Annotated in this window: 12 protein-coding genes; 4 read left to right on the top strand and 8 right to left on the bottom strand. The window is 63.8% G+C overall.

From position 1 onward, the window contains the following. Positions 1-169: 169 nt before the first annotated feature. Positions 170-673, bottom strand: coding sequence for a membrane protein (locus B2246_RS19070; protein WP_035883124.1), 504 nt, complete (start codon positions 671-673; stop codon positions 170-172). A gap of 276 nt (positions 674-949) precedes the next feature. On the opposite strand from B2246_RS19070, the gene B2246_RS19075 reads away from it, so the two are divergent. Both B2246_RS19075 and B2246_RS19080 read left to right on the top strand, forming a co-directional pair. After that, positions 950-1,138 (top strand): hypothetical protein, encoded by a 189-nt coding sequence (locus B2246_RS19075; protein WP_008644630.1) that lies wholly within the window; start codon positions 950-952, stop codon positions 1,136-1,138. An 85-nt stretch (positions 1,139-1,223) separates the two neighbouring features. Continuing rightward, positions 1,224-1,391: a hypothetical protein gene (locus tag B2246_RS19080; protein ID WP_155714372.1), complete on the top strand. Its 168-nt coding sequence runs from the start codon at positions 1,224-1,226 to the stop codon at positions 1,389-1,391. Positions 1,392-1,398: 7 nt separating this feature from the next. On the opposite strand, the gene B2246_RS19085 is transcribed toward B2246_RS19080, so the two are convergent. After that, positions 1,399-1,584: a rubredoxin gene (locus tag B2246_RS19085; RefSeq protein WP_008644636.1), complete on the bottom strand. Its 186-nt coding sequence runs from the start codon at positions 1,582-1,584 to the stop codon at positions 1,399-1,401. Between the two features lie 110 nt (positions 1,585-1,694). Beyond that, on the bottom strand, positions 1,695-5,720 hold the full coding sequence (locus tag B2246_RS19090; protein ID WP_286962648.1) for a DUF748 domain-containing protein: 4,026 nt from the start codon (positions 5,718-5,720) through the stop codon (positions 1,695-1,697). Between the two features lie 281 nt (positions 5,721-6,001). Here B2246_RS19090 and B2246_RS19095 point away from each other — a divergent pair, with 281 nt between their 5' ends. Further along, positions 6,002-7,312, top strand: a complete 1,311-nt coding sequence (locus B2246_RS19095; protein ID WP_286882600.1) for an MFS transporter — start codon at positions 6,002-6,004, stop codon at positions 7,310-7,312. Between the two features lie 115 nt (positions 7,313-7,427). Here the strand turns inward: B2246_RS19095 and B2246_RS19100 are convergent, their stop codons facing one another. After that, complete coding sequence (locus B2246_RS19100; RefSeq protein WP_035883119.1) at positions 7,428-8,501, bottom strand: alpha/beta hydrolase family esterase; 1,074 nt, start codon at positions 8,499-8,501, stop codon at positions 7,428-7,430. Between the two features lie 370 nt (positions 8,502-8,871). Here B2246_RS19100 and B2246_RS19105 point away from each other — a divergent pair, with 370 nt between their 5' ends. After that, the gene (locus B2246_RS19105) at positions 8,872-9,528 is read left to right on the top strand and encodes a Crp/Fnr family transcriptional regulator (RefSeq protein WP_152414958.1); all 657 of its coding nucleotides are present in this window, start codon (positions 8,872-8,874) and stop codon (positions 9,526-9,528) included. A 30-nt stretch (positions 9,529-9,558) separates the two neighbouring features. Here B2246_RS19105 and B2246_RS19110 read toward each other — a convergent pair whose 3' ends face one another. From B2246_RS19110 to B2246_RS19125, 4 genes are all read right to left on the bottom strand, one after another. Further along, entirely contained in the window at positions 9,559-10,404 is an 846-nt protein-coding gene (locus tag B2246_RS19110; protein WP_008644641.1) for a DUF2950 family protein, read from the bottom strand. A 2-nt stretch (positions 10,405-10,406) separates the two neighbouring features. Beyond that, on the bottom strand, positions 10,407-11,795 hold the full coding sequence (locus tag B2246_RS19115; protein ID WP_008644642.1) for a DUF3300 domain-containing protein: 1,389 nt from the start codon (positions 11,793-11,795) through the stop codon (positions 10,407-10,409). A gap of 91 nt (positions 11,796-11,886) precedes the next feature. Beyond that, on the bottom strand, positions 11,887-12,204 hold the full coding sequence (locus B2246_RS19120; RefSeq protein ID WP_051705408.1) for a hypothetical protein: 318 nt from the start codon (positions 12,202-12,204) through the stop codon (positions 11,887-11,889). Positions 12,205-12,323: 119 nt separating this feature from the next. Then, positions 12,324-12,617 carry an IS3 family transposase gene (locus B2246_RS19125; RefSeq protein WP_008644647.1) on the bottom strand — a complete coding sequence of 98 codons (294 nt, stop codon included), beginning with the start codon at positions 12,615-12,617 and terminating at the stop codon, positions 12,324-12,326. Between the last annotated feature and the right edge of the window lie 12 nt (positions 12,618-12,629).

A 12,629-nucleotide genomic window follows, 5' to 3' on the forward strand; every position in this document is an offset into this window, starting at 1 on the left:
GGATCGGTGCGCCGGGACGCGCATGGGCCACGATAAAAAATGGCGGAGGGGAAGCTTACTTCCCGATCCGCCATCGTGGCCACGCGCGGCCCCGTGTAGTGGCAAAGTGCGCGACGCAATCAGACCATCAGCACATGATGTATTCGGTACAGGATTCCACGGCAAGTATCTAACGAGATACGCCGCGCGACTCCAGCTTCCAATAGCAGATGGCGATGGCCATCCCGAAGATGAGGTGCCCCACCAGCGTATGCCAGCCACGCTGGTCGACAAACCACGGGAAGGCGCTTGTCATCACGTAGAAGTTGAACAAGTACACCACCAGGCCGAATACCGCCCCGACCAGTAGCGACATGCCGACGCTCGAATCGAGCTGGAACGGCGCGATGATCGCGCACAGCACGCAGCCGAGTATCGCGCCGAGCACGAAGTGAATGATCAACGCTGCGGCGACCGTGCTGACGCTGAAGAACGAGTTCTCCAGAACATCGCGCCCGAGCACGATTGCGGCAACCATGCGCGTGGTGCCCCATGGGTGAACGCCGGCCACCATCGTCGACCAGAACATCTCCACCACGATCAGCAGCGCACCGGCCGCGAGCCCGGACACGGCAGCCGCCGTCCAGTCCGGCAGGCGACGCATGTAGTGGTGCGAATGCATATGTAGTTCCATAGCGCCCTCCAGTCTGCTTCAGTCTGCTTTGGTGACCCCGTGCGTCCAGCATAGGACACTCGTCATCAATACGGCTGACACGACAGGAAAACCGTGTGGGAAACCGTCCGGGTGCGCTGTCAACGGTACAAACGGCTTCGCGCCAAGTCTCGTGCGAGATACCTGGCAGAGCATGACATGACGCAAACAGTACGGGACAACCCCAAGCACTACAGCCTTGTATTCGCCACACACTGCCTATACTGGAAGAACAAAGAAACAAGATAGGAGACCGCCATGCTGCATCTTCAGTTACAGGCGCACGATCTTGTATTTCTGATCCCCATGGCACTCGTCGGCCTGTTGGCGATGGGCGCAATTCCAGTTGCGGCCAAGGCGTTGCGTATCAGTTGCCGTTGCGCCGGCGCGATCCTGGGAGTCCTGCTTGGGGTATTGGTGCTGGAAGCCCTGCCGCTGCTGATCTAGCGATCGGCGATCAAACAGGACACCAGTTAGAGAGAACGCCGCTAGGCAGAACGGGCCGAGCGGCTGCAGGCGAGAAGGAGGCGCGATGTCTCTTCTTATGCTCGCCACCGTGATGGTGGCGCTGCTGGTCGTGACCGTGGGCACGGCATTGTGGCGCTGCAGCCACCCGTACCGGATGCGCTATACACGCTGCGCGCAAAAGCGACGGCGCGCGGGCATCTGTCGATCGGCGACCCAGCGCGAAGCGCCGTGACCTGACGTCAGATCTCGATCATCGAGAAATCACCCTTGCCGACATCGCATTCCGGGCAGCGCCAGTCGTCCGGGATGTCTTCCCAGCGTGTGCCTGCGGCAATGCCTTCTTCGGGCAAGCCCAGTTCCTCGTCGTACACCCAGCCGCAAATCAGGCAAACCCAAGTCTTGTAGGCTACTGCTTCCTGCTGCACATCTCGCTCCCGATATCTATTCAAGTTTCGGGGCGCATGATACGCGGTTTTCGATGACGGTCTCCATGCCGGCGTTCGAGCATTTCATTCAAACGCCGGCACGCGTCCCATCACTGACGGATCGAGAAATCGACACGGTTGGGCTTGCCCTTGTCCTTGATCCCTTCCGCGTTGAGCTTCGGCGCGGTCAGGAACAGCCGGGCGTTGGGCACCTTGCCATCACGCTCGAGCGCCTGCTTGACCGTCAACGCCCGCTGCTCCGCCAACGCGCGCAGTTCCGTATCGGTCACTGGCGCATGTTCGAGCAGCAGCTTCTCCATCTCGGCCGGCGGCAGCGACTTGGTCAGGCCAATGAAGTTGCGGGGCTTCTTGAACGACTCGCGCTTGTACACCGCTTCCAGGTACTTCGGATATTCCTGAGGCGATACGGTGACCGTGGCGCCCTGCTCGCCGCCCTCGCCCTCTTCCGCCTGCGCGCCTGCCTGTGCCGAACGGCGCAGATCGCGCTGCTTGGCTTCGGCGACACGCTGGTTCAGCCAGACGCGGCGCGCGCCATCGGCATCGGTGTCGGGGTCGATCCGGCCGCTGATTTCCAGATTGAGCGAAGGACGGTCGGCGAGCGCTTTGCCGATGGTCTCGATCTTCTTGTGCGCGTCGTCGGTCAACGTGGAAGAACCCGGCGCGAACTCGATATAACCCAGCTCTTCCGCGTTGCCGCCAAATGCATGGGCAATCAGCGCGAACGGCGAGGTGATCGCCTTGGCCAGCAGGTTGACGATCACGCGCAGGATGACACCACCGATGCTGAACTCCGGATCGGACAAGGAGCCCGAGACCGGCAGGTTGATGTCGATCACGCCATTGCGGTCCTTGAGCAGCGATACCGCCAGCAGCACAGGCACCTTGACCGCGTCGGGGCTGTCCACCTTGTCGCCGAAGGTGAGCTGGTCCAGGTAGAGGTGGTTCTTCGCATCGAGCTTGCCATTCTCGATCTTGTACGCCACGTCGACGTTCAGCTTGCCCTTGGTGATCGGGTAGCCCGCGTACTTGGCCGCGTAAGGCGTCAGACGCGTCAGTTCTACGCCGTCCGCCTTTGCGGCGATATCGAGGAAGAGCTGTTCGCCCAGCGGATTGATCTTGCCGCTGATATTGACGGGAGCATCATCGTCGAGCCGGCCATCCAGCACCAGATCTGCCGGCGTAGGATCCCCCGTGGAAACCTTGGAGATCGACCCCTTCATGCCAGTCAGGTTGGCAGAGTAATTCGGCTTGATGAAGAAGTCCGAGAAGTTGATGTTCCCCTTGTCGATGGAAACACCGCCCAGACGGATAACCGGCTTGGGCCCCGCTGCCTGCGCGGGGGCCGCCGCCGTCTCCGGCTTGGCCTCGGGCTTGGCTTCAGGTTTGGCTTCGGGTGCCGAAGCCGGATTCGCCTGGGTCAGGCTGGTCGACGGCGCTGGCTGGCCCTTTGCCGCGCCACCCGCCATCACGTCCTGCAGGTTCAGCCGGCCATTGGCGTTCAGGATCACCCGGGCGTAGAAATCGGACAACGCCACGTTGTTGACCCCGAGTTGGAGCGGCCCCTTGGCATCGTTCATGTTGAAGTCGATGCCGCTCACGGCCAGCGAGCGCCAGCGCAGAAAGTCGTCGCCGGTGACACGGTCCACCGTACGCACATTTCCGGCCATCACGTTGCCATTGAATCGCACCGCTATCGGCTTGCCGGCCGGCGCCTCGTAGGCAACCTTGCCCTTGAGCGTCAGCGCCCCGCTGCGCAACGCAGCGTTGAAACGGTCAGCCATGTAGGGCTGCAACGGCGCGATGTCGAGTTCGCGCAGATCGAGCTGCAATTGCGCGGCCGGACCGGTCGGCGTGACCTGTCCGTCGATGTTCATCACACCCTTGCGCCCGCTTTCGGCGTGCAGCTTCATCGGCACCGCCCCCGGCGAGAGCGGCCAGGTCACAGTGCCGCTGGTGAATCCGATGTTGCGGAACTGGTGAATGACCGGGCGACCGCGATTGGCCTCGGCCGGCTCATAGTCCGCCAGGCGAGCGGAGCCGCCATCCACCGCCACCTTGCCAATGCGCACCTTCCAGCCCGGCGCTCCCGCGCCGCCGCCATTTGTCGCGGCCGTCGCCGCAGCCGGCGCACGCGCACGCTTGCCAGCGGACTCGGCTGATTCGACGGCCCAGATCCGCGCCATCTCCAGTAGTTGGCCGCTATGGTCACGCGTTGCCGCGATCTGCGGTTTGGCCAGCGATACCTGCCCCGCTTCGAACGTCTGCTTGGCCAGGTCGAGCTGGATGTCGTCCAGCACGAGCTTGTCAGCCTTGAGCAGCGGCAGATTGGCGCCCTCGGTGTCCGCCGCGCGCTGGCTAGCGCGGTTGCCGCGTTGCGCGCGGCCCGCGCGGCCTTTCGGCGCCGGGCTCGCGGCCTTCGTCGCGCGATCATCGCTGCCAGCCGAAGCGGGCAGATTGACAGGCTCGCGCGTGGCCACGTAGAGCGGTGACAGCTCAACCCGGGATTTCTCGAGCGTGAACTGGAACACCGGCTGCGACCACGCCATCTTGTAGTTCAGCTCGGCGTTGATGCCGGTATCACCAAACTGGCTGCGCAGCTCGTGCGGCCACCACGCCGCGAAGCCTTGCGGGCGCACGCCGGCAGTTTCCAGCGTGCCGTTCAGTGTGCCCTTCTTGAGGTCGAGTTCCCCGGACTGCTTGATGGTCTGGCCATCAGCGATCGTGACCGTGGCATCGAGTTTGGCAGGCTTGTCCCCGGTGCTGGCCAGATTGGCGATATCGACATTCACGGGCCCGATGTCCAGCTTGCCCGGCCCCGAGGGCGCAATCGCATCGACAAACCCCAGTTTCGCGTCCTTGATCGCGATGCGGTCGACGGCGTAGGACCATGGCACCTCTTCGGCCTTGGGCGGCGCCTGCACGCCCGAAGCGGCAACCGCCGAGGCCGGGGCCGGCGTGGCGGATGCCGGTGCGGCTGCGGGAGCCTTGGCCGGCGCCGTCTTCATACCTTCCGGCAGGAAGGCCGTCGCCAGATCGAGCGTGCCGTCGGCACCGCGGGTTGCCAGCAAGCCGAAGCCGTCCAGTTCGATGCTCTTCACGTGCGCCTTGTGGGCCAGTGGCTCCACACGATCGAGGTCGACCGCCAGCCGTCCCGCCTTGACCAGCGGCGCGCCCGCATGCGTCACCACGTCGGCGTCGCGCAGGGCGATGGTTCCGGACACGTACAGGTCCTGCTTGTCCTTTTCCTGACGGAAGCCCACGTTGAGCCGGGTATCCACGAGCCCGCTCTTGACTTCAGCATCCTTCAGCTTTGGCGCGAACGCCATGTACTTCGCTACCTCGAGCCCATCCAGGTTGATGTTGAGGTTTGCTTCACGGCTGTCCGCGAAAGGCTGCATCGTGCCAGCCAGCGCCAGCGGCGACCCATTGATCTTCGCAAACAGGCTCGGCGCCGTGTTCAGCGTGACGTCGTGGGGCAGGTTTGACAGGAACGGCAGGGTCAGCGTGAAGTTCTCCACGCGCTGGACGGTATTGAGCAGCTTGTCCTCATAGAGGAAGCTGGTATTCGTCACCGCGATATTGCTGACCGAGAACCGCGCGGGCTTTGCGTCGGCCGGCTTCGGCGGCAGCGCGGCAAAGCGTTCCTGCACATCGGCAAAGTTCATGCGGCCATTCGCATCGCGCAAGACATGCACGGACAGCGCATCCACATGAAGGGAATCAATGACCGGCGCGAGGTGCCAGACCGATGCGGCCGAGGTCTTGGCCTCGGCCTCGCCCAGCGTCACCATCGGCGTCTTGCCGTCGGGCTCGTAAATGGTCAGGTTGTTGATTGTGGCGGACAGACTGAACGGCCGCACATGCGCCTCGCCCAGTGTCACCTTGCGCCCCAGCGCCTCGGTGGCGTTTTTCTCCACCAGATACTTGATCAGCGGTGGCCCACCGAAATAGCCGGCCAGCCCGAATACGGCCAGCGCGGCCACCACGCCACCCGCGACGCGTACGGCCACGCGCCTGCGAGGCGTGGCCATGGCCGCCCCTGTCGCGGCCTGGATGGAATCCTTGAAAGCCATGTCACCCCAGAGTAGTTCGACCCCACGCAGGCTCAGCCCCATGCCGGCCTGCGCTTTGTGCCCCGGATTTCACTTGTTTTTCATTATGGAGACGGATTATGGCAGTGCAAAGGACGATTTAGTAATCCGATTTATACAAAATCAGGGATGCGACAGACCGATCTGGTATCGTTACGCCTTTGCGAAGCGTCCGTTGCCTGCCAGCCTGCTTACCCCGCCGGCCTCCGGTTCGCTCAGTTCGTGCTGTTATCCCTTCGGCCGTCCCCCTCCACGTCATCCGTGTTGCGCGCTTCGCATGTGAATGTATCCATGCGAGTCTTTTCATGTCCACCTCCAGCAGTACTGCCGGGGCTTCGGGCGCGCAAGGCGGCCATGCCGCTCGCCCGCTGACCGGTCAGGATTACAAGACGCTCGCGCTTGCCGCACTTGGCGGCGCGCTCGAGTTCTACGATTTCATTATTTTTGTTTTCTTTGCCAAGGTCATTGGCCAGTTATTCTTCCCGGCATCCGTGCCGGACTGGCTGCGCATGCTGCAGACCTTCGGCATCTTCGCGGCCGGCTACCTGGCACGCCCGCTGGGCGGCATCATCATGGCGCACTTCGGTGACCTGCTGGGCCGCAAGAAAATGTTTACGTTGTCGATTCTGCTGATGTCGGTACCGACGCTGCTGATGGGCCTGCTGCCGACCTATGCTTCGGTGGGCCTGCTGGCGCCGATGGCGCTGCTGGTGCTGCGCATCCTGCAGGGTGCCGCCGTGGGCGGAGAAGTCCCCGGCGCATGGGTGTTCGTGTCCGAACACGTGCCCCAGCGTCACGTCGGATATGCCTGCGGCACGCTGACCGCCGGTCTGACGGCCGGCATCCTGCTCGGCTCGCTGGTAGCCACTGGCATCAACGCCGTATTCGATCCGCAGGAACTCGTCGACCATGGCTGGCGCGTGCCGTTCGTGCTGGGCGGCGTGTTCGGTGTCGGCTCGATGTACCTGCGCCGCTGGCTCCATGAAACCCCGGTCTTCGCGGAACTGCAGCAACGCAAGGCGCTGGCCGCCGAACTGCCGCTCAAGACGGTCGTGCGCAACCACCGCGGCGCCGTTGTCATCTCGATGCTGCTCACGTGGATGCTGTCCGCTGGCATCGTGGTGGTGATCCTGCTGACGCCGACCTACCTGCAGACGCTGTACGGCTTCGACGCCCGCACCGCGCTGGTGGCCAACAGCGCCGCAACGCTGTGCCTGTCGATCGGCTGCGTGGTGGCCGGCATCCTGGCTGACCGCATCGGCGCGCGCCTGACGCTTTCGATCGGTGGCGCACTGCTGGCTGCCACGGCCTACGTGCTGTACACGACGATCGGCACCCGTCCCGACCTGCTGCTCCCGCTGTACGCCCTGGCCGGCTTCTTCGTCGGCACGATTGGCGCCGTACCTTACGTGCTGGTGCACGCGTTCCCAGCGCAAGTGCGGTTCTCCGGGCTGTCCTTCTCGTACAACGTCTCGTACGCGATCTTCGGCGGACTGACGCCGGTGATCGTCTCGCTGATGCTCAAGAATGATTCGCTGGCCCCGGCCCACTATGTGGTCGGCGTCTGCATCATGGGTATCGTGACGGCGCTGTTCGTACGCAAGCGGCACGCCTGATCGCGCCCGCCACGCTTGCCGCGCTGGCACAATGAAAAAGGGGGAAGGCTGTCAGCCTTCCCCCTTTTTCATTTGGGCGCGCTTCGGGCTCTGTCCTGGGCCCCGTCCTGCGTTGTCACGCAGCCCGCTTGTGCTGACGGAGAAACTGCCAGATCAGCCAGCTCGCATCCGGGCCGATGCTGCTGTGGTACGGTACCGTGGCATCGCCGCCGCTCCACGCATGACCCAGGCCCCCCACTTCCACCAGTCGGACCAGATCGCGATTCCAGCGGCCAAAGCGCGCTTCGCGAACTTCGCCATCCTTGCCGAGCGGCGCATCGTTTGCGCTTTCGATCTGTCCGCCAAGGCTGCCACCCAGGCCGTTGTAGGCCAGGAACTGCTGCGTCAGCAAACGCCCGTTGATCGGATGCACCGCTTCGTCCGCCATGCCGTGCAACACGATGGCCGGCATGGCCGGGCCGCCGGGCGTCACGCCAGCAGCATCGAGCAATAGCGCGGGCTCGATCGCCGAGCCCTCGTGCATCGCCCTCAGGCCCGCCCGGGGCGAATCGGCCGCACCGATCACTACACCGGAGTGCAGTCCCACGGCAGCGACCTTGTCCGGGTAGCGCAACGCCACCAGAGCCGCCATCGCGGCACCCGCCGACAACCCGGCAAGGTAGATCTCACCGATCCGTACGTCGGGCCGGGTTGCCAGTTCGTCGATCAGCAGTGCCAGCGCCTGTGCTTCGCGCCCGCCCTGTCCGGCCGCGAGGTCGAACCACTGCCAGCACCGATGCACGGAGCGCCGCAGTGGCTGCTGCGGATAAGCCACCATGAATCCTTCACGCTCGGCCAGCGCGTTCATGCGCGTGCCAGCCGCCAGGGCTTCAGGCGTTTGCTGACATCCGTGCAGCATCACCACGACGGGCAATGCGCCCTTGGCGCCGGACGGAATATAGAGCCGGTACGAGAGTTGCGGGACCAGTTCGCCCGGTAGCGGCGTCAGGCCCAGATTCAGCGACTGCCAGTTGCCTGGCAGTTCAGTCGGCCCGGCCTCGCTTGGCGCGGTGTGGCGCTGGCGATGAGTGGCTGGAGGCGCCAGTTCCAGACGCTCCAGCCATGTACGAATTTGTTTCGCGGGCTGAAACTGCGCGCGACGAATTTGTCGCAGCTGCGCATCCCAGTCCGGAGAGAGGCTTTTGGCCATATGAAGACTCCTGTTCGTCTTGAGAACGGGTCTCCTCCTTTATTGTGCGATGCAGCATAACACAATCGACGAGGCGCCTTTCCGACATTGTCTTGAAGACACAACATGAATTTTTGAAAGAATTCTCTACTTTCCGGGCACATGCTGACCTCTCCTCCAAGGAGGCCGCAAAAAAACTTACTACGCCTGTTTAAAAGAATGCAGATCGACTCACGATCAGCGATGTTCGTGGGCACTTATACTGTCGGGAAAAAATGTCCACCATGCCTGCCAGGAGGCAATACCACTGGACCACCAAGCCCCCAGCGTCTCATGCTGCACCCTGTGCCCGTTCCAATCCGTTTGCGCAAGTGCACACGGCGGCACCTCGTTGCCCGACAGACCAGCATTGAGCCCCGAGCGCAAGCATCTGCAAGCCGGTGAGACGCTATTCAGGCAGGACCAACCGGTACGCGCCGTCTACCCATTGCGCCACGGCGGCATCAAGCGGATGTACGAATCTGCACTTGGATGGCGGCAATTGACCGGCTTCATGCTCCCCGGCGACGTAGCCGGCCTCGAGCCGAACGACGCGCCGCAGTTCGGCACGAGCGCGATTGCCCTGCAGGCATCCGAATGCTGTGTGGTGCCACTGGAGACAGCGAAGCGCTGCGAGGAAGATCCGGCGGTTCACGCCGCCTTGCTCGCGCTACTTCACCGCGACGCCTTGCGGCAGCGCGAGTTGCTGGTGACCATCGGCTCGATGAAGGCCGCGCAGCGGCTGGCCATGCTGTTGCTGGATCAGGCTGCGGAACACCGCCGCCGCGGCACCGACGGGGGAGAAGTCATGCTGGCGATGACTCGCAACGATATCGCCAGCTACCTGGGCCTGACGCTGGAGACGGTCTCGCGGCTTCTGTCCCGCTTTGCGTCCGTCGGGCTGATCACGGTGCGGCACCGTCAGCTTCGTATCGTCGACGAGAAAGGGCTGTCAGACGTCCACGCCGAAGCGGACCGCATCACGCTGCGCGGTCCGGATCCGGCTTAGACGCCATTGCCGGAGACTTCGGATCCGGAATCAGCGATCTGCCGCCCGCTCCCAACCCTCGGGCGAAAAAGCTCGCATGGCACCCGCGCGCGTGCCGGTACTCTTGCCCAGGTCTCGCTCGTAGAAACGGCGCTCGCTATCGACCATGAAGGAGTGGATGCCGCTGGCACCGTAACGCGCGGGCCAGGCGATGAACGCGAACTTGGCGTCGCTGCCCTCCGGCGGTGCGATGATCCGATAGCGATAGCCGTAGAACGCTTCCTCCGGCGGCACCTCGGGGCCCATTGCCAAGGCGTCCGGTCCAAGCGGGCTATCATTCTCGGCCGATGCCGATGGCCAGTACAACCCGTTGGTCTTGCCGGGCGTGCTCACGAGCTGATGGGCGTACTTGCCATTGCCAATCTGCTCCGCATAACGCTGCTGGGCATCAGCGAGCTGCAGCAACGTATCCATCGCCACGAGTTCGTTGCGCCCGATCCGGCGGCGCCGGATCTCCTGCTCGCCGGCAGCCAGATCGAACTGCCAACCGGTTTTACGCTTGGCCAGCGGCACCGGGAACGTCCAGCCGCTACCGCCCACCTCGATACGTGCGGCCTTGTCGCCATCGGGCTGGACGGCATGATGGCTGGCCCAGGCGGCAAGGAAATCGTAGACGTCGTTCTGGCTGAGCCCCGGCGGCACCAGCTTCTCGTAGTTCGCGCCGAGCACCTGCTTCAGCGCATCGGGGTCACTGCGTGCCACGGCATCGCCGAGCGCATCGGCTGCGGCATCCGGCGTCGGATAGACATGCTGAGCCAGAACGGGGACGGACATGCTCAGCAGCATCGCTAATGCGCCGGCACGCAACATGGATTCGAACCTCGATTTACGCTTCATCGCTACCTCCGGCCGTGACCAAGGTGACCGCCACCCGCACCTGCTCCGCCCGCATGGCCCCCGCCCTGGAAGCCACCACCACCACCACCACCACCGCCGTGGATGCCTCCGCCAGATCTCGCCGGCGCGGAATGCTGCTGCATCTGGCCCGCGTTGTGTTGGACGCCACTGCGATCGCCCCGGTTTGCCTGCTGACGCATCCGGTCACCGTTGCCGGCGTCGCTGAACGCGTTATTGCGGTTGCTGTCACGCGCGCGGTTGCGCGCATCGGCCTGATCAGCACGTTGACGATCCGCGCCTGCCGGCCGCGGATTCTGCCCGCCAGCCTGGCGATTCACGTTCGGCGCTGAATGCCCGGGAATCGACTGGCCGGTACGCCCCTGGAACGACTGGGCCGCACGCTGACGCTCGGCGTCGCGCTGGTTCTGCACACCGCCTCCGCCCTGACCCAGGCGCTGCTGGTTCTGCACGCCACCACCCGCCTGGCCCAGGCGCTGCTGACCACCCTGCGGGCGATTGGCCAGCCCCTGCTGACGCTGCGCGTCGTAGCGGTTCGCAACGTTCTGATTCCGGTACGGCACGTTGCCACGGTTCGCGGGATTGTGCTGCCAGTTCACGTTGGACCGATTGACGTCGAGCCGCTGATTCACGTTGATATTGTTGTATCGATTGACGTTGATGTTGACGTCATGGCTACCCCAGTTGAACCCGCCCCACATCGAATTCACAGCCGCCACGCCAAGCCCGAAGCCAATGCCGGCCACCAGCGAGGTGGCGAACACCGATCCGGGTGGCGGCGGGTAGTAGACCGGTGGATAGGCGGGATAGGGCCATGCGCCGTAGACCACGGTCGGGTTGTACGACGGCACGTACACCACCTGCGGACTGGCGGGCTCGATCTGGACGATGGTGGTGCCGCCGCTCTGCTGCGTGACCACCTTTTGCTGCTCGTTGGACTTGAGAGTGCCGGCCTTTTGCGCCTGTACGCGCAGACGTTGGACCGAGTCCATCACGTCATCGGGCTGCGCCAGGAAAGCATCGCCCACGCTCTCGACCCACTGCGGCTGGCGTCCCATCATGTCCATGACGGAGGGAAAAGCCGCGAGCGACTTGACGCTCGGGTCCCACGGCTCGCCTTCGACGGCCTTGGTGGCCGCATCGCCCGAAAGACTCTGATTCGATTTCGACCATTCCGCGGCGGAAGCCACGTCCGCCGGATAGGTCGATGCCATGAGCACCTGCGACAGCAGTGCATCGGGATACAGCGCAACTGGTGCAAGCAACTGGTCAAGCTGCGGCTTGTCCAGTTTGGCCTGCGCCAGCGCGCTGCTTGCGCCGGCCAGCAACATCAGCCCGAACGACCAGGCAAGGAAACGTCGCAAGTGGAACATGTTTGCTCCTGCAATGACGGATGTAACCACCATCCCTTTCGACAATCGCCTGGTCACACCCGGCATCATCCTGGCAACGGCGGATCAGAACTTACTTGCGTGACTGGGCGCACTCCTGCCGGTACGCCTCCTCGAGGCGCTTGCGATCCGGCGCGCGCTCGAGCGTGGAATAGGTCCGGCCATCCGCCGTCGTCACTGACGACTTGCCCGGCCCCCACTGCGGCCCCGACGGCAAGGCATTGATCTGGTCGAGTAACTGGCGGCATCGCTCGACCTGAGAGGCACTGAGCGTGCCCCCCGTATCCTCGACGGTGGACGTCGCGGGATCGAGCATGCGCGGCGGCAGCGGCGCGACCATTGGAGTACCCGGATCCTGCGGAGGCGCCGCATGAACCTGAGCGGCGGACATCCCGAGCCACACCATTGCGCCTGCGGCAGCAAAAACCTTCTTCACGAAAAAACTCCAGAAACCAATGTCATGCGAGACATTGCAGTGGCAAGAGGGCCCGGCTCGATGCGGCGACCAACCTATCCATGGCTCTTGCCGTCGCCGTGCCGGCCGGTACGATTGCGCAGCAACTCAAGTTTGAGCAGTGCATCCGCAAGCATACTCTTGAGTCGCGCATTCTCCTCTTCCAACTGGCGCAATCTGCGGCTGTCGGACGGGTCGTGTTGCCGTACCTTGCTGCCATACTTGGCCCGCCAACCGTAGAACGAGGCATCGCTGAAGCCATAACGCGCGCAGAGCTCCCGCACCGGCACCCCTTTGGCGGCCTCTTCTAGATACATGCGGATCTGTTCTTCCGAATAGCGTCTGTTCACGCAAATGTCTCC

It is taken from the genome of Cupriavidus sp. UBA2010, assembly GCF_002335265.1.
GTDB lineage: Bacteria > Pseudomonadota > Gammaproteobacteria > Burkholderiales > Burkholderiaceae > Cupriavidus > Cupriavidus metallidurans.

Bases quoted from the DNA above. Each gene is read 5' to 3' on its own strand.
- B2246_RS19070 (WP_035883124.1), bottom strand. From the start codon at position 673: ATGGAACTACATATGCATTCGCACCACTACATGCGTCGCCTGCCGGAC.
- B2246_RS19075 (WP_008644630.1), top strand. From the start codon at position 950: ATGCTGCATCTTCAGTTACAGGCGCACGATCTTGTATTTCTGATCCCC.
- B2246_RS19080 (WP_155714372.1), top strand. From the start codon at position 1,224: ATGTCTCTTCTTATGCTCGCCACCGTGATGGTGGCGCTGCTGGTCGTG.
- B2246_RS19090 (WP_286962648.1), bottom strand. From the start codon at position 5,720: ATGGGGCTGAGCCTGCGTGGGGTCGAACTACTCTGGGGTGACATGGCT.
- B2246_RS19095 (WP_286882600.1), top strand. From the start codon at position 6,002: ATGTCCACCTCCAGCAGTACTGCCGGGGCTTCGGGCGCGCAAGGCGGC.
- B2246_RS19100 (WP_035883119.1), bottom strand. From the start codon at position 8,501: ATGGCCAAAAGCCTCTCTCCGGACTGGGATGCGCAGCTGCGACAAATT.
- B2246_RS19110 (WP_008644641.1), bottom strand. From the start codon at position 10,404: ATGAAGCGTAAATCGAGGTTCGAATCCATGTTGCGTGCCGGCGCATTA.
- B2246_RS19115 (WP_008644642.1), bottom strand. From the start codon at position 11,795: ATGTTCCACTTGCGACGTTTCCTTGCCTGGTCGTTCGGGCTGATGTTG.
- B2246_RS19120 (WP_051705408.1), bottom strand. From the start codon at position 12,204: ATGTCCGCCGCTCAGGTTCATGCGGCGCCTCCGCAGGATCCGGGTACT.